We start from the raw sequence: 20,697 nt of genomic DNA on the forward strand, positions 1-20,697 counted from the left end.
CTACATGTTAAGTAAATAAGCAAAAATCAAAGGAGCTACGATAGTAGCATCACTTTCTATTATAAATTTAGGAGTATCAATATCTAGCTTACCCCAAGTAATTTTTTCATTAGGCACGGCACCAGAATAAGATCCATAACTAGTAGTGCTGTCACTTATTTGACAGAAATAACTCCAGAATGGCGTATTGGTTCTTTCCATATCTTGATAAAGCATAGGAACCACACAAATAGGAAAATCACCAGCTATTCCACCACCTATTTGAAAGAATCCTATACCATTATCACTAGTATTCTCGGTGTACCAGTCTGCTAGCATTGTCATATACTCAATACCCGATTTTACTGTGCTTGCTTTTAATTCACCTTTCATCACATAACTAGCAAAAATGTTACCCATAGTGCTATCTTCCCATCCAGGTACCACGATAGGTAAATTAGCTTGTGCCGCAGCATACATCCAGCTATTTTTCAAATCGATTTCATAATACTCTTCTAGAACACCAGATAACAACATTTTGTACATGAATTCATGTGGGAAATAACGTTCACCTGCATCCTCTGCTTCTTTCCACAATTTGTAGATATGCTTTTGTAGGCGTCTGAACGCCTCTTCTTCAGGAATACAAGTATCGGTAACGCGATTAAGGCCTTTTTCTAGTAAATCCCATTCATCTTGCGGTGTTAAGTCTCTATAATTAGGAACTCTTTTATAATGACTGTGCGCTACAAGATTCATGATATCTTCTTCTAGGTTTGCACCTGTACAAGAAATTATATGAACTTTATCTTGCCTAATCATTTCAGCAAAAATTTTACCTAATTCGGCAGTACTCATAGCTCCTGCTAGTGACACCAACATTTTGTTGCCTGCTGCCAGTTGATCTTCATAACCTTTTGCAGCATCAACTAGTGCAGCTGCGTTAAAATGCAAGTAATAGTTTTCTATGAATTGAGAAATAGCTCCTTTAGTATTCATCGTCGTCAATTTTTTCAGATTTTACATTGTTTTTTTCCGCTTTCGCGAAAGCGTAATCACCATCATGGTCTTGCTCATCGCTAGCAAATTTGTAGCTCAACATTTTGTAATAAAGTTTTGCCGCAGCAAATGCCGAAGCTTTGTAATCGCCAGTTGCACACAGTTCTACTATATCAAATCCTACCACATTGCGTTCCTCAAAAACACGTCGTAAAAACTCTAGAGTCTCGTACCACTGAAGTCCTCCAGGTTCTGGAGTTCCAGTTGCTGGTAAAATAGATGGATCAAAAGCGTCCAAATCAAACGTGATATACACATCATCTGTAAGCGCGTCGATAGCGCTATCCATCCAGTAATCATCGGTAATCATTTCATGTGCAAAATATACTTGGTCTTTATTCATTACAGTAGTTTCTGCAACATCCATACTGCGAATTCCTACTTGAACCAAGTTCATATTTTCATTTGCTTCATACATAGCGCAAGCATGATTGTATGGCGATCCCATGTATTCTTTTCTTAAGTCGGCATGAGCGTCCAATTGTAATACACTTAAATCTTGATACTGTTCATTCATAGCACGCATGGCGCCTATAGAAATGCTGTGTTCACCACCAAATAAGGTGACAAATTTGTTACGGTTTACGTGACCTTTGACTGCAGTGTAAACTGCATTTACCATAGCATCTGGACTTGAATTTTCATCAATAGTTGGTGCTAGATAAATACCTTGCTTGTAAACTTCAGTATTTGTTTCAATATCGTACAACTCCATATTTTCTGAGGCTTCTAGAAAAGCATCAGGACCTTTATCGGCTCCTTTTCCCCAGGTACTTGTACCATCATAAGGAACTGGAATTAATACTGTTTTTGCGTTATTCAGGTTTCCAAATTCATCTGGAATTCCTGCATAAGTCGATGAAAGTTTCATTTTTTATGAAAGGATTAAATAGAGTAATTGATTGTTTCAGGCAACTCGACATCCTCTTCACTTGTTACTGTAAGTGGTGACTCACTGTAACCTAAAAGAGACAAAAGCTGCTCAGATTTTTGTTGTTCAGAAAAAAGTGAAGTAGTTAAATTGCCTTCTTCATCTCTATCTATAAGAATATGTTTAGGTTGTGGTATCAAGCAGTGTTGTAAACCACCGAATCCACCTATGGTTTCTTGATAAGCACCTGTATTAAAAAATCCAAGGAACAACGGTCTATCCTTATTGTATTTAGGTAAATAAATAGCATTCATGTGTTGTTCACTGTTGTAATAGTCATCACTATCACAAGTAAGACCACCTAGTAATACGCGCTCATACTCATTATTCCACCCGTTAAGAGGTAACATGATGAATCGCTTATTTATGGCCCAAGTATCTGGTAATGTTGTGATAAAGGAACTGTTGATCATGTTCCATTTTTCACGATCATTTTGTTGTTTTTGATACAGTACTTGAAAAATAGCACCACCACTTTCTCCCACGGTATAGCTTCCAAACTCAGTAAAAATATTAGGCTCATCTACTCCTGCCTGAACACAATACTGTTTAATTTGACCTACAATCTCATGAATCATATAGGCATAGTCGTATTCAAAGGCAAGTGAGTTCTTAATAGGAAATCCACCACCTATATTCAGACTGTCTAATTCTGGACATATTTTTTTGAGCTGTACATAAACATTCAAACATTTATTGAGCTCGTTCCAGTAGTAAGCAGTATCTCTAATTCCTGTATTAATGAAAAAGTGTAACATTTTGAGTGATACTTTTTCATCGTTTTGTATTTGTTTTTTGTAGAAAGGAACAATATCCTTATACCCAATCCCTAGTCTTGAAGTATAGAACTCAAACTTAGGTTCTTCTTCACTAGCAATGCGTATTCCTACATTAAACGGACGGTTAATTGCACCACGCAACAACCCTAATTCTTCATAATTATCAATAACACTAATTGAGTTATCATGTCCTTGATTAACTAATTGTGCAATGTTGTCAATGTACTGGTCACGTTTAAAACCATTACTCACTATGTAAGTATCTGGTTTTATTTTTCCGCTTTTTTTAAGCTGTTGAACTATGTCCAAATCAAAAGCACTTGAAGTTTCAATATGAATATTATTCTTCAACGCTTCATCTAGCACATGTTTAAAATGCGAGCTTTTTGTACAATAACAATAATGGTATTCTCCTTTATAATCATGTGCTTTTATTGCATCCTGAAACCATCCTTGCGCCGCTTTTATATTTTGCGATATTTTAGGTAAGTAGGTAAATTTTAAAGGCGATCCATAATCAGCTACTAATTGTTTAAGGTCAATACCGTGAAATTGTAGCCAATTGTTTTTTAATTCAAATTCCTCTTGAGGAAAATAGAAGGTTTGATCAATGAGATCAATATACTTGTTCTTCATTATATAAAGTTATATGTCGATTATTAGTTAGCTTAAAGCTACTAATTATTAAAGTTTAAAAAATGAAGAGAAGGTTGATTAACAATTAAATAAGAGTTAATTCTACCTGTTAGATAAGATTGAATTTCAGAAGTCAGCCATAAAATTCGGTTCTCTATACCTAGAGCAGCTGTGAGGATAGACTTCTTTATGTCCTCCAGCCCGAATCTGAAAACAATTTTCATTTAAAAAGGCGATGCGCAGTTTAAAAAAATGATTGCTGCTCATCATGGGGTCAAATGTATTCAAAAGTTTAAATAAAAAAACTTTTTTTAAAATTTTTTATATATTGAATATCAGTATATTACGGTTAAAATAAAAAATCCGCAGAGATTATTTCTGCGGATTTTGATCTAAATTATGCTAGAATTATTCTTTATCCAACATCAAGTAATCTAATTTAATCTCGTTAAACTTATTATTGAACTGCTTAATATCTGATTGGAGTACCTTGTCAAACTCCTGAAGTTGTAATTCAATCGCACTAGTTAACTCATTTTTTACTTGAATCGCTTGATTAGTAGGTGCAAAATCACTCATTCCTGTTAGGCTATTTAAATGAGCCAACTTATTCGTCAAACGAATTGGGAAATTTAATGGATCCTGACCACTTCGGTTTTGGGTTTGATACAGCGCTTTTTCTACTTCATTGAATTTCTTTTGCATTTGAGTAGCCATTTCCACCATTTCTTTTACTTCTTCTCTCTCATCCTCCTTATAGAGGTTTTTAAATGAAGTAAGTTTCTTATTAAACTCTCGTATATTTTTAATACTCTTATGCGCTTTGTCAACCGTTGCGTTTACCTCGGTTATGAAATCAAACTGTTTTTGCATGTCTGCCACAGTTGCCTCACTATTTGGTGGTGCGATAATGGTAATAGGTTGACTTAACTTCTCATCATTAATCTCTAATTCTACCTTATAATTACCAGGAACTGCTTTTGGCCCAGAAAGGTTTGCCCACCATAGAATCATACCTTTTAGCTGTTCGGCACCGTCGTATTGAGTATTCCAATTAAATAGATTTGCACCGGTTTTTGCCTTGAGCGGACTTTTTTTATCATAAGTAGCATACTTTTTAATCAACTTATTTTTATCGTCATAAAAACTAAGTGCCACACTGTCCTTCTCATTTAATTTCGGTAAATAAAAGTGAATTTGAACACCTGCTGGATGGTTTGTCCCTGCAGTTAAAGATCCTGGCCTACCATTTCCTGCCATCCTGTAGGCGGTTTTTGGTTTGAAAAGAATGTTTTCATTCTGCTTTCGCGAAAGCGTGTGCTGCACTCCTTGTCTAACTAAATCTAAGTCATCGTGAATCCACAAACTTCTTCCCTGAGTTGCGATGATTAGGTTACTATTCTTCACAGCAAGGTCTGTTACTGGAACTATAGGGAGATTAAGTTGAAAACTCTCCCAATTTTTACCATCGTTGAAAGAGATGTACAGTCCAGTCTCGGTTCCTGCGTATAACATACCTTGAGTCTTGTCATCTTCACGAATAACTCGCGTAAAATGCTCGTCTGGTATACCGGTGGTTATTTTTTTCCAGGATTTCCCGTAATCGTCTGTCTTAAACAGGTACGGTTCAAAGTCTCCTAGCTTGTATCGTGTGGCTGCTACGTAGCATGTGGCTGCATCGTAACGACTAGGTTCAATACTATTTATTTGAGCCCATTCTGGAAGTCCTTTAGGAGTTATATTTTGCCAGTTTTTCCCGCCGTCGCGAGTAAGGTGTACTAGTCCATCATCACTTCCTACCCATAACTCACCAGCTTTCACAGGAGATTCGGCAGCGGCAAAAATGGTACAATAGTATTCTACACCTGTATTATCTTTTGTAATAGGTCCACCACTAGGACCTAATTTAGTAGGGTCATTACGTGTAAGATCTTTACTTAGTAGTTCCCAACTTTGACCTTCGTCAGTAGTTACGTGAACGTGATTTGAGAACGCGTATAATTTATTAGGTTCATGTTTTGAAAACATAATAGGGAAGTTCCATTGAAAACGGTATTTCATTCCTTCTGCGCCATGACCCATTGGATTATCTGGCCAAACGTTTACCGCACGTACCGATTTAGTTTGATGATTTACCCTAGTAAGATAACCACCATAGCTACCACCATAAACGATATCGTTATTTTTAGGATCCACAGCAATGTGAGCACTTTCTCCACCAGCGGTTCCTTCCCAGTCTTTATCTGTTATACTACGACCAGTGGTTCTATGAGGGATTCTAATCGTTCCATTATCCTGTTGTGCAACATAAATTCGATAAGGAAAGCTATCATCTGTGGTTACTCTATAATATTGAGCAGTAGGTTGATTGTGATAGGTGCTCCAGGTTTGACCACCATCGTAGGTTACTTGAGCGCCACCGTCATCGGCCATGATCATTCTGTTTGAATCCTCTGGTGCAATCCATAAATCATGATGATCACCATGAGGAGCTCTGGCACTTTCAAAGGTTTTACCACCATCAACGCTTTTATGGTAGCTTACGTTTACTACGTAAAGTTTATCCACGTCTTCAGTATCGGCATAAATACGCGTATAATACCAAGCTCTTTGTCTTAAACTACGGTCACTATTGGTGCGTCGCCACGTAAGGCCAGCGTCATTACTACGATAAACACCACCTTTATCTTTATGTTCAACTATGGCATATAACCTGTCACTACTTACTGGTGATACGGTAATACCCATTATTCCTAAAGTACCTTGAGGGAAACCTTCATTGGAAGAGATTTTCTTCCATGTTTCACCGTAATCTGTACTTTTCCATAAAGCACTGCCATCACCACCACTGCTTAAACTGTAAGGTGTACGTTGAAGTCTCCAAGTGCTGGCATACAATACACGTGGATTGTTAGGGTCTATGATTAAATCAACAGCTCCTGCCATATCATTGGCATAAAGCTTTTTACTCCATGTTTTACCACCATCGGTAGATTTATAGACGCCGCGATCTGTTGTGGGTTTGTAAATATTACCTAGTACAGCTGCGTAAACTATATTGTGGTCATTGGGATCGATAGCGATACGAGGTACGTGTCTACTATTAGGTAATCCTGCAGACTTCCATGTTTTACCTGCATCTTCACTTTTATACACACCATATCCACTAGATACATTTCCTCTCACTGTTTTTTCTCCACCACCTACATAGATTACATTATGATCACTTGGTGCAACGCTTACAGCACCAATAGATCCTCCAAAAAATCCATCAGAGATATTCTTCCAGGTTCTACCACCATCTTGTGTTTTCCACACTCCACCACCGGTACTTCCGAAATAAAACAAATTAGGTTTTCCTGGCACACCCGTAACAGCGGCACTACGGCCACCTCTAAACGGACCTAATAATCTAAAGTTTTGAGATTCGTATAGTTTTTGGGATTCTGGTGGTTCTGGCAGTTGTTGTGAATTTGTTTTGGCGCAAGCTAAAACAACCAATAAAGTCAAGAGTAATTTTAAACATTTCATGCATTCAAATTTTCCTTAAATATAAGTCTAAGAGCACAAAATTTAAGTATCGGGAATTATTGATAACGTATAAGGAAATAACCACATTTCTAAAGGTCTATTCTCATCGGATATTTGTACCAACAAAACAAACAAGTACAATTAAATAGATACAATATGGCAACTTTTAATGTCCCAACAAGAGATCAAGTTAACAATACAAATCAAGGAATTTTTGACAACCTTGAGAAACAATTAGGGTTTGTACCTAATCTATACGCGACCTATGCGCTTTCCAATAATGCATTGAGTAATTATTTGAATTTCTCTAGCGCCAAAACTTCTTTAAATAATAAAGAAAAAGAAATCGTAAACCTAGCAGTGAGCCAGGTAAATGAATGTCAATACTGCTTGAGCGCTCATACTGCGATAGGAAAAATGAATGGATTTACTGACGAGGAAATCCTGGAGTTTCGATCAGGAAAGTCTAGTAATAATGAGAGTTACAACGCTCTTGCAGCGCTGGCCAAAAATATTACTGAAAATAGAGGTCGCGCAGATAATGATAAAATAGAAGCTTTTTTTGATGCCGGATATTCGCAAGAAAATCTAGTAGACACTATCGTTTTAATAGGTGATAAAACCATTTCAAATTACCTACACAATACTACACAAGTGCCGGTAGATTTTCCAGAAGCACAAGCTTTGGAAACTGCTACTGTATAAAGTGTATTTTTTTCATAGTTAGTTGGTTGATTGAAAACAGGCAGATTCATAAAGGACTGCCTGTTTTTGTTTTAAAGATTGTATTTTTAATAAACCAAAATTTCAACATGAAAAATCTAGCCTTATTTACACTCTTTATCTTTATGACGAGCTGCAATAGTACTAAAACTGCTCTTGAAAAAAGTAATTCAAAAACTGAAGATACAAGTGTAGAGAAAACCCAAATTCTTCAAAACTCTTATGCCTTTCTTGTAACTGCCAAGGCAACTGATAAGGATTATGGATATACACCTGACAAGCCTGCCATGGTAGGTGGCGTTAATTCTAACGAAGGTCCAACTAATGAACGACGCTTTCTAAATGCACTAGCTGGTCCTAATGGAGAAGAACTCGAATATTACAGAGCTGGAAGCTGTTGCCCTATGAAATCAAAAAATGGTTTTAAAGGTGTCGCTTTATTAGATAAGTACCGCGTTTATTACAAAGGAAGTAAAGACACTCTAGATTTGTATATCAATATGTATGACAGTCGCCAGTTATATATCCCTAGTGGTTTAACAGCTAGAAAGTTCTAGTGATCCTTGCGATACTGCAAGGGTGATATTCCTACATGTTTTTTAAAAAACTTAGAGAAATGACTAGCCTCGTTGTATCCTAATTCAAAAGCTATTTCCTCGGCGCTATGTTGAGAATTTCTCAACAAACGTTTTGCTTCTACAACAATGCGCTCGTTTATGATCTGTAAGGGCGATTTTAAATTGTTTTTTTTGAACAAATTGGATAAGGTTTTGGGTGATTTATACAACATGGCTGCATAATCACTTACTTGATGGTTTTCCTTAAAATGTTGCTCTACTAAAATATTATACTGTCTAAATAAATCAAGCTGTTTAATGGAGAGTTCCTCAGACAAACCATTTTCTTTGAGTAATCGAGTGCTGGTAATCAACATTCTTTTAAGCAAAGTTCTTAACATTTCACCTTGAATACGATCCTTAGTCTCAAACTCTTCTTGAAAAAGTAAAAGCATGGCCTCAAAGCTACGAGATTGTTTATCTGACAATGAGATTACCGGCGCAGTGGACGAGCCATAGAATAACAGTCCATTGCAACTTACTTCTTCATCATTATGTTGAATACAATAAAACTCACGATTAAACACAAAGGCAATCAAACCGTGATTGTTCTTTGGGACCTCAACTATATTATTTGGCGTACAAAACAGTACTTGATTTTGTTTGAGCAATAAGTCATACCCATCAACCATCATTTCTTGCTCTCCTTTATTACACCATATAATTTTATACATACCATCTTCCTTTAGCAAGTTCAAGGAAGGACCACATTGAAAGTTGGTAATGGTAAATTTACCTTCGGCCTTGATGTTATGATAATCCAATTTCATAAGGTAAAAATAGGAAAAATCTACTTTAATTCTTTTTGATATATTTTTTAACAGAACCTATTCCACCAGCATCAATCACTTTAAATCCTTTAGACTTAAGTTTTGCAGTAGCCATAGTACTACGACCACCCATTTTACAATATGCGATTATGGGTTTTTCCCTATCCAATTTATCCAATTGACTCTCTAAAGAAGACAATGGTATGTTTAATGATCCAGGGATATTATTACCATTAAATTCTGATGAAGTGCGCACATCAAGTAGCAACGCATCCTGATTAAGGTATTCCTGTATTCTTTGTTTCTTTTTATTTTTAAATAGTCCGAACATTTTTATTTACTAATTTTTAAAGTCCTAAATGTAGCTTTTATACCTTAGTCGTATGGAATACATAAACTATATACTTATAGGTTTTGGTCTTGGGATACTTATTGTTCAATTCTTTAAGCAAGAAGAAAAAGCCGCCAAAAAAGCTAGGGTAAAAGCTAGAGCTGCACATAGAACTCGCCTAAAAAAACAACACGACTTAATAAAATCCCTTGCTGCTAAACATAATGAACAACCTTCAGTTAAAAACGAAGCTATCCATATTATTACCGATTACTCCCTTAAAAGTATAGAATTTTCTCTCGATGACCTTACTAAGCTTATCACAATTCTACAGGACCATTACAAGAAAACCTCCAGTAAAACTACTTTTAAAACCAGTTTTCCGACCTATTTAAACCAAATGTTAGAACCTATACATTTCTGGAAATTACTAATACTAACAAACGAAGCGCTGCACAACGCAGTTCAACACTCCGCAGCGACTTACATCACAAATATTGTTTCTATAGAAAACAAAGAACTTGTGATAATTACGCATGACACTGGTGTAGGCTTTACTAAAAAAGAACTCACCTATTCCAATGGCTTAAAATTGCTCCATCAGTTAGTTGATGAATTGAACGGTATTACCACATTAACGAGCACACTTGGCAATGGAACTATTGTGCGTACTTCATTCCCACTTATAACTTTTTAAGTAAGTAACTCATTAATCTCATCTATCAACAACCATTGATCAGGAAATTCTTTTTCCACTCGATTCAAGATACCTGTAAGCTCATTGATTTGATCATCGTTTAAGACAGTGTTATTTGTTTTTACGCTTTCGCGAAAGCGTCGTACCTTTTCATACCATCCATGAACGACAAGTTGTTTTTCAGTGTAAACAGGTTTCACAGTTTTTGTATCACTCTCGTGGTATACCAGGTCAAAGCTGTGATAATCGGCCGGACCAGCATAGGCACTAACTATTTCCTTTCCAACTGCTAAATGCAGCATACCATCTTGAGGTGTAAAAAGCACCTCATCCTTGTAAGTAACCGTGCAGTCCACGAATTGAATAAGCATAAGTTTACCATTCAAATTACGCATACCAGTTACATTTAAACCTTCTACGTGAATACCACTTTCATAGGTAAACTCTATACGTTCATTATCATAAAAATTATAAGCTTGTAAATCACGTGGTCCCATATCCTCAATGGCTAGCGAAATGCCTTTTAGTTTTCCTAGCGGACTCAAAAAGCCTTTTTTATGTGTAGAAATTCCATGCCCGATAAGTTCCTTCTCCCTATACGCTAGTGCCGATTCACCTGTTGTCTCAAAGAATACCACCTCGTTATCCTCATTAGTAATCATACGAGTAAATACTCCTGATACTTGTAATCCGGTGCTCAATTCTATAGTCCCTAAACTCTTAGAATCTATTAATTTACGTAAGCCTCGATGACCACCTTTACGTACAGCCATAGTATTAGCAAACTCTTCAAGAACCTCGCTCAATCGGGCAAAATCTGGTGTAACATATAAATGCGGTTGTTTGCGAGTTATATCAAAGTCTTGATAAGCAGCATCAATAGAATAAGGTCTTTTTTCCACTTCTGGCTCCAAGCAACTTTTACTCTCACCTATACTAGAAAGCAATCCTGCTCCATAAATCTTAGGATCGTCTAGAGTTCCTACTAATCCGTATTCCACAGTCCACCAATGCAAGTTGCGAATGAGAGACATCTCGCTAGGTTCTACCTTTTTGTTTTGTAAACGTTCCACTTCTTCCTCGGCAATGGAGATTTGTTGATCTAGCTGTGCATCGTGAACAGCCGTGCGTGTTTCTTTAAGTATGGAAAGCTGCCTAACAGCCTCGTACATTTGATGATCGTGTGCACTTGAAATTGCTTTACTACCTATTTCTCCAAATCGTCTTAAATATTCTGCATAGTCTGGGCTGGCAATTATAGGAGCATGTCCTGCAGCCTCGTGGATAATATCTGGAGCAGGCGTGTATTCAATATTCTCTAGCTTTCTTATATCGGCAGCAATTACCAATATTTTATAGGCTTGAAATTCCATAAAGGCAGCTGGTGGAATAAATCCATCAACCGCAACTGCTGCCCAGCCTATTTCCTTTAAAATACGATTCATTCCATACATAGAAGGAATCTCTTCAATAGAAATACCTGTTTTTTCCAATCCTTTTAAGTACGATCCATGAGCGACTTTACTTAAAAACTCAACATTACGCTGCATGACATGACGCCACACCGCTTGATCTTGCGCTGTGTACAATTCATAGTTTTGTGGTTTTATGAATTGTTTTAAATGAGGTGGTAAACGGTCAATTAAAGGATTAGATTCTATGTTTTGTAGCATGTCTGCGTATTTACACGCAAATCTAAAGTCTAATTATCACATGGATGGTATAAACTTTTGTGAATAATTTGTTTTAGAGGTATACTTGCAATCCCATGACCCAGCGTAAATCTCAAATTCTAACTACTGCAGCACGACTTTTTAAAGAACGTGGATATTCTGCCGTTACCATGCGAGATCTAGCTGCGGCGCTAGATATGAAGGCTGCAAGCTTGTATAATCATATATCTGGCAAACAAGAAATACTTACGATTCTAATTCTTGAGGTTGCTCACGAATTTACCAATGGAATGAAGCAAGTTGAAAGTGACGATAGCACTGCCTTTGTAAAGGCTCAAAATCTTATCGCCTTACATATAAAAATTGCTTTGTCACTTACTGATTCACTAGCTGTTCTTAATAACGACTGGATGCATCTAGAAGGAGTTTCCTATGAAGAATATATTCGATTGCGTAAGAATTATGAGGCTGATTTTAAACAAATCATACTTGAAGGAATCGATAAAGGCGAGTTCAAAAACATGAGTGTTGAAACTATCTTATTCAATCTTTTGAGCACACTAAGATCCATCTATTTATGGATTCCAAAGAAATCTCCCAGTGAGATTGAAACCCTTAAAGTAGAACTGCCAGACTTACTTTTACTTGGACTTAAAAAATAAGTCCTTTTAAACTTTCTACAATTTTAAGGGTCTCATAATCGTTAAACATTAAAACCATTTATTATGAGAAAATTATTGATTTTATCTTTCATGACAGTATTACTTTCAATAGGCACCTCATGTTCTAGTGATGAAGAAAACACAAACCAATCTGATACAGAACTAGCAAAGGAAAGCGCAGCTATTGAAGTAGCAGAATCGTTTGATTTTGATCTAGTTCTAGATGTCGAGGACCTTAATTTCTCAAGAGATTTTACAGAAGAGAATAGCATTTCTAAAAATGGTTGTGTGGTTGTTACCACTCAAACTACAAACGGTGGTTTTCCTAAAACGTATACACTAGATTTTGGGACTGGCTGCACATCTCCTAGAGGTATTACCCGAACCGGGATAATCGAAATTACTTTAACTGACATGTTACGTAATCCAGGAGCAGTAGCAACTGTAGAAAGACGCAATTACACTATAAATGGAAGAGGTCTATCTGGTCTAGTAACTTATACAAATACGTCAACATCAACCAGTATTCAATGGAATAGAAATGTTTCAAATGGAAGTTTTACCAGTTTAAATGGATCGGTATTTAACTTTAATAGCGACGTTGACACTCGACTTATTCAAGGAGCTGGAACATTAACAAGAACTGATGATGTAGTGGAATTATTCATGGGTAATAGAACGGTAAGTAGACCAAATGGTTCTAGTCTTACAATTACCATCTCACAACCATTACTCAAACCTTATACTTGTGCAAATATCACTCAAGGTGTTCTTGATTTTAATGGTACAGTTCTACAAGGTAGCTTGGATTATGGCTCTGGTGCTTGTGACAATCAAGCAGTGTATACAACAGTAACTGGTAATACTATCAATATTACTTTATAAGATTTTTAAACAAAAAAGAAGAAAAGCCTTTTCAATTTACGAAAAGGCTTTTTTTTATTGAATCCATTGATACAATTCCTTTGGAGATAAATACTCAAAAGAACGCTTGATAACATTGAATTGTTCATCAAATAGTACAATTACAGGCGCTACAAAAGGTTTGTCTTTTCGACTTCCTAATAATTCGGCGAGCTCATGAGTCGGGTTTCTAGATTTTTTAAGATTTTTATTGATAAATTGATCATTGCCTATTTGGATAGTATCAGCCGTTTCAGCGTTTAATTTAATGCTATAATAATCCTTTTTTAATTTCTCTATTACCTGTAGATCTTTAAATGCTGATTGCTCCATTTTTTTACAATACACACACCAATCCGTATAAAAATAAAGGATTGTTTTTTTACGCTTTCGCGAAAGCGAGTCCTCAACATTCTCAATCGTGGTCCATTCTATTGAATTGTCTTGTGCGTTTAATGGTAATACCACAAAGACCACAATAACAAAAACGAGTGTAGTATACAGTTTCATAATCAATGCATTTTACCAATTTTGATTCCTAAAAATACAGTTCTAGGAGCCATAGGCCCATAAACATAATCTGAATCTCTGGTAGCGCCTGTATCAAAATCGTCTTGAAAACTATCAAACATATTGCGCACTCCACCAGAAATGGTAATCATAAAATCATCACTGTAATCAAAATGAGTTTCAACTTTGAGATTCATGTCTAAAAAAGGATTAGATCGATTTATTTGCAGAAATCCACTGTCGCTTACTACTCTAGGAACATTCATGCGACCTGTATAGGTACTGGTAAGATCGATATTAAACTTTTCTGACGGTAACCAGGTAGCATTTAAAAACCCATACCAATTAGGATTACGTACAAACTCATCTATGAAGATATCAGACTCTCCTAAAGTACCATCGCTTTCAAAGAGTAATTGTTCATCATCATACCTAGATTTTTGATAGGTAGCGCCTATTTGAAACCTCCAATCGGATGATGGCGAAACACCAATTTCAATATTACTACCAAAAACAGTTGCACCAGAACCATTGCGTACCTCTTCTAATATAGAACCATTATTTAAGGTAGCACCTGTGCTCACTTGAGTAAATGGATCCTGAATAGTTGTATAAAATCCTTCTACCAGAAAATCTAATTGAAGTAAGTTTTTTGAGAGAGAGTAATTAAAAGAACTGGTAAAAGCATTAGAGTATTCTGTTTTTAAATCTTCAGATAAGATAACAAAGAGCTGTTCTCCTCCTACACTAGATATATGTAAATCTTCATTAAAAGCTTGTGGAGCTCTAAAACCTCGAGCATAACCTGCTCGTAATTTAATTTGTTTTGTCAGGTCATAACTCATAGTTAATCTGGGAGAAATAGCTGTTTGATCGATTGACACTTCTCGCAAAACTGTTCCTACTGAATATTTCCCATCCACGTTTACATGGTCAAACCTGGCTCCTAATAAAGCAGTAACTTTTTCGGTAGGTTTCCACTCGTATTGTGAGTAAAACCCAATAGTATTTACCTGTTGATCAATAGAACGATTATAGCCAGGAATTTCATCTTCTGTGTTGGTTGTTACGTATTCCAATCCTGTAGTGATTACATCTCTTGTGAACGATTTGGTATGTTGAACTCCTGTTACCCAAGCCAAATCCTTAGTAGTACCAAATGCATTATTGGCAATTAAACTATCCTGCCTAGTTCTTGATCCTCCTAAACCACCGTAATAGCTGTCTCGATTTGTATAAGATGTACTTGTATAAGCTTGTAGCTTGTGAGAGTAATCGGTGCTTTCCCATTCATAATCGGCACCACCTATGAATGTATCATGTTGAAGCTCTTCCGTAATATCGGTAAATTGAGGTGCAAGATCCAGTCGGTTACCACCACGTCTATATTCCTTTATGGCATTTAAATTTAATGAGATCCTACTGCGCTCATGAGATTTCAAGAAAGCTTTTGCCCCTACAGTAGTGTTATCAATTTCTACTAATTCAGTAAAGCCATCATCATTAGCGTCATAAGCATCGCGATTGCGGTATGAGCCGTATAAGGTGACTCCAGTCTGTAAATCATCAGCTACCATAGATGAATTGAAATTTAAATTTCTATCCAGTGCTTCTCCTTTTATGCTTGATATGGTACTACCTATTTCCCAAGTATTTAAAACAGGATCTTTGGTGATTACGTTTACCGTACCTGCAATAGCATTTGAGCCATATAGAGCACTACCACCACTGCGCACCACTTCAATACGATCAATGGTATTAACGGGTATTTGCTCTAGACCATAAACGCCCAATAGAGAAGTGAATACTGGTCTACTATTCAAAAGAATCTGAGTATAGGCTCCTTGTAATCCATTTAATCTTACTTGAGTAAATCCACAATTTTGACAATTATTTTCTACTCTTACTCCAGGAGCATAACTCAGTCCATCGGCCAGTGTAGTTGATTGGGTTGCATTGAGCAATCTTGTACTTATAGAAGATATTACCACCGGTGCTTTTTTACGTTCTACTCGATTACGCGTAGCGCTTACTACAACTTGGTCTAATCCTAAAGCATCTTTTGTCAATGTGAATTCAAACGAGTTTTCTTCTTGAGATAGATTAATGGTTTGGGTTGAATTGCGGTATCCGGATGCCGAAATATAAAGAGTATACACACCTTTCTCATCTAAGGTTATATAAAATTCACCATCAATATTAGTGAATGCTCGTGTGTTTGTTTCTTTAACTACAACAGTAGCCAGAACTACAGGATCTTTATCACTTAAAACTTTACCTTTTATAGTTAAAGAAGGTGATTGAGCGAGTGAAACAATGGGCATTACAAAAGCCATTACTATACACAATTCTAATTTACGAAGTATCAAAACTTATTTTTAGACAAAGCTAAATAATTAATTAGCTGTAAAAAAATAATATATAATAATTTAAAAAACCTCTAACTTTTTTAAGAGTTAGAGGTTTTTTAAATACAGTAAGTATTTATGTTATACTAAGTGTTTTTTAATGTGAGCTGTGACCAAATAATCAGACCAAATGACCGCTTGTTCAATTTTATCAAATGCTTGAAAAGGAACTTTTGAAAATTTTTTTTCAATCCTAATATTTTGAATAGTAAGCGGTGAATATGCAACCACACCAATACCCAAAAGATTGGGAATCTCAGGAAAATGATGATAGACGAGTGGATTTACGCTATAGGAGTTAACCCTATTACTCAAATAAACCATCGGATTTGATCCGTAGGTTTTTTCTATAAACATCTTCAAATAACGAACATGACCTTCGCCAACTACAATCCCTTCTGCTATTTGGGTGATTAAAAAATTTTTAAAAACAAACACTTCTGCATAACCGAAATCTTTAAAAGTAATCTTATCCATAGCAGAAATTTTACCAAAGTTAAATTTTATAACCATGTAAAATTCTAAACAATATGATAATAGTAGTTAATTTTCTGTTTATCAGTAATTTCTGTATCTAAAACAAATTAACAAGAAAATTCATTATTAATGAGGAAGCCTAGTTCGTAAAAGGCCATAAACGTAAGTGCCTATTAATGCACCACTAATTACGATTAAAATAGTAGGAAAACCAGCACCTATCAAAACATACATAGGTCCAGGGCATGCACCTGCAAGCGCCCAACCTAATCCAAAAAGAATTCCGCCAATTAAATACCTAGGAAAACTAGGTTGTTTTTGGTTTAATTGCATATCTCGTCCACCTAAGGCTTTGATATTTTTACGCTTAATTAATTGTATTCCCACTACTCCAAGAATAAGAGCACTTCCAATAATTCCGTACATATGAAAGCTATCGAAACGAAACATTTCATAAATCCTAAACCACGAAGCAGCCTCAGACTTATACATTACTAAACCAAAAAATACTCCTATGGCTAAATAAGCTGTATACTTTTTCATATTAGAATATTAAGGGGAAGAAAACGTGAATCATTATTAATCCACCTATAAAAAAACCTATGACAGCTACGAGAGATGGTAATTGTAAGTTGCTCAATCCAGATATAGCATGTCCCGAAGTACAGCCACCTGCATATCGGGCTCCAAACCCAACAAGAAAACCACCAACTAGCAATATTGCAATTGTTGTGAGGTCGTTTAAACTTTCAATTGTAAACAATTCTTCTGGCAAATAACTATCACCAGCACTTTGAAAATCATACTCACTTTTAAGCTCTTCTACGGTATTTTTTGAGATAGAAACACTGTTATCACCATTATTTGTCATAAAGGTGGATCCCAAGAATCCTCCAATTACCGCACCTAGCACAATCATTAAGTTCCATCGCTCTTCTTTCCAATCAAAATCAAAAAAATCTGATGTTTTACCAGCTCCGAAAGCCGCACATTTCGTTCTTAAATTTGCCGAGATTCCAAATTGCTTACCTAAAAACAATAATAAAAACATGACAAGCGCAATCAATGGCCCTGCAACATACCAAGGCCACGGTTCATAAATCCAATGCATCAATAATAAATTTTTATGCAAATATCACGCTTTCGCGAAAGCGTAACAGTAACAAAAGTTACAGTATTACATAAATCTCTATTTTTTATTCAGATCCTTTTGGTGTTTTGTTTCTCGTCTTGCCCTTTCAGCCTTTAAAGCCTCCTTGATTTTTGGATCAAAGTGAACACCATCAGCATGCATATCGGCTGGAGTTCTGTTAACCATGGGAACTCTATTTTTTTCTTTATCTGCCATAATTTCAATTTTCAATAAATATACTTATTTTGTTTAACCATTGCTTTAATTTATTAAACATTTAATAGTTAATAGTTTTGTTTTAAAAAGGCATTAGCACGAGTTTAGGAATGATTTTAGAATTGTCCAGCTACAAGATTCTATTTTTATTTTATGAAAAAACCTATTCCACAACAACAAGCTCCAGAACTATCATTTCCTTTACTAGGAGATAAAGTATGGGATCTTAAAACAGCAGAAAGTGAAAATTTTACACTTGTAATATTTTATAGAGGACTGCATTGTCCATTATGTAAAAAATACTTGGAACAACTCAATGAACTCTTATCTGATTTTGAGGATAAAGGTGTTCAAGCAGTGGCTGTAAGTATGGATGATGAAAAAAGAGCTAGACTTTCTAGGCAAAAATGGGAAATCGACAAAGTATCTCTAGGATATGATTTATCGGAAGAGTCGGCTAGAAATTGGGGACTTTATTTGAGCAAAGGAATTAAAGAAGGTGAACCTGATTTATTTAGTGAACCTGGATTGTTCCTCGTGGACAGTCATAACGATATCTACTATGCTGCGATTAATAGTAATCCATGGGGTAGACCTCATTTACCTTCCATGTTAAAAGCTATAGACTTTATACTAGATAAAGAGTATCCTGCACGTGGCGAAATGATGTAAATTTGTGAAATGAAATATACAGAATCTACCTACTTCTTTGACTATGAAAATCCTGTAATACAGGACATTCTCAAAGAATTTAGACATATTGAATCTAAACAGGAATTAATAGAAAAATTATATATTAAAGTAAGAGATGGTTGGCGCTATCTTCCCTTTAATATAGGTTTGACTGCTGAACATTTTAAAGCTAGTAATATTGCTCAAAAAAAAGATGGCCATTGCATTGACAAAGCCATTTTATATATAGCATGTTTACGTGCCTTTAATATACCGGCAAGATTGCATCTTGCTAAAGTTTCTAATCATATTGCTACTGAACGTCTAGAAAAGGTAATTGGAACTAATGAGCTAGCTCCTCATGGTCTGGTAGATGTGTATTTTAATAATCAATGGGTAAAGTGCTCACCAGCCTTCAACAAGGAGTTGTGCGACATTTATCAAGTAAACGTTCTAGAATTTGATGGTACCCAAGATTCTGTTTTACAGGAATACAATAATGAAAATGCAAAATTCATGTCATACCTTGAAGATTACGGACATTTTGAAGACGTTCCTCTAGAATTTATAAAAAACACTTTTAAATCTAATTATCCTGATTTTTATGAAAAATATAAAGATCAAGATCATATAGTCATTTAAATTAAGTCAATGTTTTAAAGCGACCTTAGAACATAATATATGTTCTAAGGTCGTTTGCATTATCAATACTATTAATTAACTAGGATTTATCTCATCATAAACTAAGAAGAATAAATAGTTTGAACTTTTAAGCCATGTTACTTAATACCTTTGTTATAGAGTAAACAAAAAATGAAGTTCATATTAAAAATATTAAACAAGGTGCTTTTAGGTCTAGGTATTGTTATCGGAGTGATTTTCCTCATAAGTGTAATATTCTTATACACTAGTCCACAATTTGGTGGCAAGGCTAGTGATGAAAAAAAACAGTCTTACACAAAATCCGACAACTATACTGACGGTAAGTTTAAGAATGCAGGAAACATCTCAACAGAAATGAGCTTTAAAGACATGATGAAGGCTACTGCTGGTATGTTTAAAAAAATCCCCAATGCCAGACCTAACCACTCACTACAAGTTCAAAAAATTGACTCTGTATCCATTGATAATTATAAGGGTGAAGCAAGGATCATATGGTTCGGTCATTCTACTTTTTTAGTTCAGATCAATGAAAAAAACATTCTGATAGACCCTATGTTGAGTGATGTTCCTGCACCTCATCCATGGTTAGGTTCAAAACGTTTTAATGAGGAACCTCCGATTGCTATAGAACAACTTCCAAAAATAGATGTGGTTCTATTATCCCATGATCATTATGACCATTTGGATTATGAATCCATTATAAAATTAAAAGACAAGGTAGAAGTCTTTTATACTCCTCTAGGATTAGGTAATCATTTATTAGCTTGGGGAATTGATGATGAAAAAATCACTGAATTAGATTGGTGGGAAAACACGCAACTTTATGGTTTAACCTTTACTAGTACACCTGCTCAACATTTCTCTGGTCGAGGTTTGAGCGACCGAGATCAAACATTATGGTGCTCGTGGATTATAAAATCTTCAACTGAACAGCTATTTTTTAGTGGTGATAGTGGTTATGGTGCTCATTTTAAAGAAATAGGTGAAAAATACGGTCCGTTTGATTTTGCGATGATTGAATGTGGTCAATACAATGAATTGTGGTCAGAAATACACATGTTTCCTGAGGAAACTGCCCAAGCCGCAATTGATCTCAAAACAAAATCTATGATGCCTATTCACTGGGGTGCGTTCAAACTAGCGCAGCATTCTTGGACTGATCCAATTGAGCGTGTGGAGAAAAAAGCTGCCGAACTTAGTATTCCTATGGTAATCCCACAAATAGGAGAACCTGTGCTTATCTCAAAACCGGTAGCTGCTAGTAATGATTGGTGGAAATAATAATAATTTGAAAACCGTAAGGACACTTAAAACGATAAATGCAAATT

The 20,697-nt window shown here is 35.7% G+C and carries 21 protein-coding genes; 8 read left to right on the plus strand and 13 right to left on the minus strand.

Annotated elements, in window-relative coordinates:
• The 4 genes from AAT17_RS04630 to AAT17_RS04645 all read right to left on the minus strand — a co-directional run bounded on the left by AAT17_RS04630 (position 1) and on the right by AAT17_RS04645 (position 6,915).
• The gene (locus tag AAT17_RS04630) at positions 1–978 is read right to left on the minus strand and encodes a deoxyhypusine synthase family protein (protein WP_042279825.1); all 978 of its coding nucleotides are present in this window, start codon (positions 976–978) and stop codon (positions 1–3) included.
• Positions 968–1,909: an agmatinase gene (speB, locus tag AAT17_RS04635; protein WP_060523098.1), complete on the minus strand. Its 942-nt coding sequence runs from the start codon at positions 1,907–1,909 to the stop codon at positions 968–970. Before speB ends, AAT17_RS04630 begins: the two co-directional genes overlap by 11 nt.
• 14 nt (positions 1,910–1,923) lie before the next feature.
• A complete protein-coding gene (locus AAT17_RS04640; protein ID WP_060523099.1) occupies positions 1,924–3,384 on the minus strand; it encodes an arginine decarboxylase in 1,461 nt (486 codons plus the stop codon).
• Between the two features lie 408 nt (positions 3,385–3,792).
• The gene (locus AAT17_RS04645) at positions 3,793–6,915 is read right to left on the minus strand and encodes a glycosyl hydrolase (protein WP_060523100.1); all 3,123 of its coding nucleotides are present in this window, start codon (positions 6,913–6,915) and stop codon (positions 3,793–3,795) included.
• Positions 6,916–7,071: 156 nt separating this feature from the next.
• Between AAT17_RS04645 and AAT17_RS04650 the strand changes: the two genes are divergently transcribed.
• Together AAT17_RS04650 and AAT17_RS04655 are read left to right on the plus strand one after the other, a co-directional pair.
• Positions 7,072–7,620 carry a carboxymuconolactone decarboxylase family protein gene (locus AAT17_RS04650; RefSeq protein WP_060524994.1) on the plus strand — a complete coding sequence of 183 codons (549 nt, stop codon included), beginning with the start codon at positions 7,072–7,074 and terminating at the stop codon, positions 7,618–7,620.
• A gap of 107 nt (positions 7,621–7,727) precedes the next feature.
• Entirely contained in the window at positions 7,728–8,195 is a 468-nt protein-coding gene (locus AAT17_RS04655; RefSeq protein ID WP_060523101.1) for a hypothetical protein, read from the plus strand.
• Here the strand turns inward: AAT17_RS04655 and AAT17_RS04660 are convergent.
• Entirely contained in the window at positions 8,192–9,025 is an 834-nt protein-coding gene (locus AAT17_RS04660; protein WP_060523102.1) for an AraC family transcriptional regulator, read from the minus strand. The two genes, AAT17_RS04655 and AAT17_RS04660, sit on opposite strands and share 4 nt — an antisense overlap.
• Before the next feature lie 25 nt (positions 9,026–9,050).
• Positions 9,051–9,356, minus strand: a complete 306-nt coding sequence (locus AAT17_RS04665; RefSeq protein WP_042279835.1) for a rhodanese-like domain-containing protein — start codon at positions 9,354–9,356, stop codon at positions 9,051–9,053.
• 52 nt (positions 9,357–9,408) lie between these two features.
• Here AAT17_RS04665 and AAT17_RS04670 point away from each other — a divergent pair, with 52 nt between their 5' ends.
• A complete protein-coding gene (locus tag AAT17_RS04670; RefSeq protein WP_060523103.1) occupies positions 9,409–10,053 on the plus strand; it encodes an ATP-binding protein in 645 nt (214 codons plus the stop codon).
• On the opposite strand, the gene AAT17_RS04675 is transcribed toward AAT17_RS04670, so the two are convergent.
• Positions 10,050–11,726, minus strand: a complete 1,677-nt coding sequence (locus AAT17_RS04675) for an aromatic amino acid hydroxylase (RefSeq protein WP_060523104.1) — start codon at positions 11,724–11,726, stop codon at positions 10,050–10,052. The genes AAT17_RS04670 and AAT17_RS04675 overlap by 4 nt on opposite strands.
• A gap of 95 nt (positions 11,727–11,821) precedes the next feature.
• On the opposite strand from AAT17_RS04675, the gene AAT17_RS04680 reads away from it, so the two are divergent.
• Both AAT17_RS04680 and AAT17_RS04685 read left to right on the plus strand, forming a co-directional pair.
• Positions 11,822–12,388 (plus strand): TetR/AcrR family transcriptional regulator, encoded by a 567-nt coding sequence (locus tag AAT17_RS04680; RefSeq protein ID WP_042279839.1) that lies wholly within the window; start codon positions 11,822–11,824, stop codon positions 12,386–12,388.
• Between the two features lie 63 nt (positions 12,389–12,451).
• Positions 12,452–13,273, plus strand: coding sequence for a hypothetical protein (locus AAT17_RS04685; protein WP_157539231.1), 822 nt, complete (start codon positions 12,452–12,454; stop codon positions 13,271–13,273).
• Positions 13,274–13,327: 54 nt separating this feature from the next.
• Here AAT17_RS04685 and AAT17_RS04690 read toward each other — a convergent pair whose 3' ends face one another.
• The 6 genes from AAT17_RS04690 to AAT17_RS13280 form a co-directional block, all read right to left on the minus strand.
• Entirely contained in the window at positions 13,328–13,801 is a 474-nt protein-coding gene (locus AAT17_RS04690) for a thioredoxin fold domain-containing protein (protein ID WP_060523106.1), read from the minus strand.
• A gap of 2 nt (positions 13,802–13,803) precedes the next feature.
• On the minus strand, positions 13,804–16,125 hold the full coding sequence (locus AAT17_RS04695; protein ID WP_253279794.1) for a TonB-dependent receptor: 2,322 nt from the start codon (positions 16,123–16,125) through the stop codon (positions 13,804–13,806).
• A 165-nt stretch (positions 16,126–16,290) separates the two neighbouring features.
• Positions 16,291–16,686, minus strand: coding sequence for a hypothetical protein (locus AAT17_RS04700; RefSeq protein WP_157539232.1), 396 nt, complete (start codon positions 16,684–16,686; stop codon positions 16,291–16,293).
• 126 nt (positions 16,687–16,812) lie between these two features.
• A complete protein-coding gene (locus tag AAT17_RS04705) occupies positions 16,813–17,229 on the minus strand; it encodes a DUF6691 family protein (protein ID WP_042279849.1) in 417 nt (138 codons plus the stop codon).
• Position 17,230: 1 nt separating this feature from the next.
• Entirely contained in the window at positions 17,231–17,797 is a 567-nt protein-coding gene (locus tag AAT17_RS04710; protein WP_060523109.1) for a YeeE/YedE family protein, read from the minus strand.
• A 78-nt stretch (positions 17,798–17,875) separates the two neighbouring features.
• Positions 17,876–18,034, minus strand: a complete 159-nt coding sequence (locus AAT17_RS13280; protein WP_157539233.1) for a hypothetical protein — start codon at positions 18,032–18,034, stop codon at positions 17,876–17,878.
• 153 nt (positions 18,035–18,187) lie between these two features.
• On the opposite strand from AAT17_RS13280, the gene AAT17_RS04715 reads away from it, so the two are divergent.
• The 3 genes from AAT17_RS04715 to AAT17_RS04725 all read left to right on the plus strand — a co-directional run bounded on the left by AAT17_RS04715 (position 18,188) and on the right by AAT17_RS04725 (position 20,650).
• Complete coding sequence (locus AAT17_RS04715; RefSeq protein WP_060523110.1) at positions 18,188–18,706, plus strand: peroxiredoxin-like family protein; 519 nt, start codon at positions 18,188–18,190, stop codon at positions 18,704–18,706.
• Positions 18,707–18,715: 9 nt separating this feature from the next.
• Positions 18,716–19,348, plus strand: coding sequence for a transglutaminase family protein (locus AAT17_RS04720; protein WP_060523111.1), 633 nt, complete (start codon positions 18,716–18,718; stop codon positions 19,346–19,348).
• A gap of 171 nt (positions 19,349–19,519) precedes the next feature.
• A complete protein-coding gene (locus AAT17_RS04725) occupies positions 19,520–20,650 on the plus strand; it encodes an MBL fold metallo-hydrolase (protein ID WP_060523112.1) in 1,131 nt (376 codons plus the stop codon).
• Positions 20,651–20,697: the final 47 nt, after the last annotated feature.

This window comes from Nonlabens sp. MIC269, assembly GCF_001430865.1.
Taxonomy (GTDB): domain Bacteria; phylum Bacteroidota; class Bacteroidia; order Flavobacteriales; family Flavobacteriaceae; genus Nonlabens; species Nonlabens tegetincola.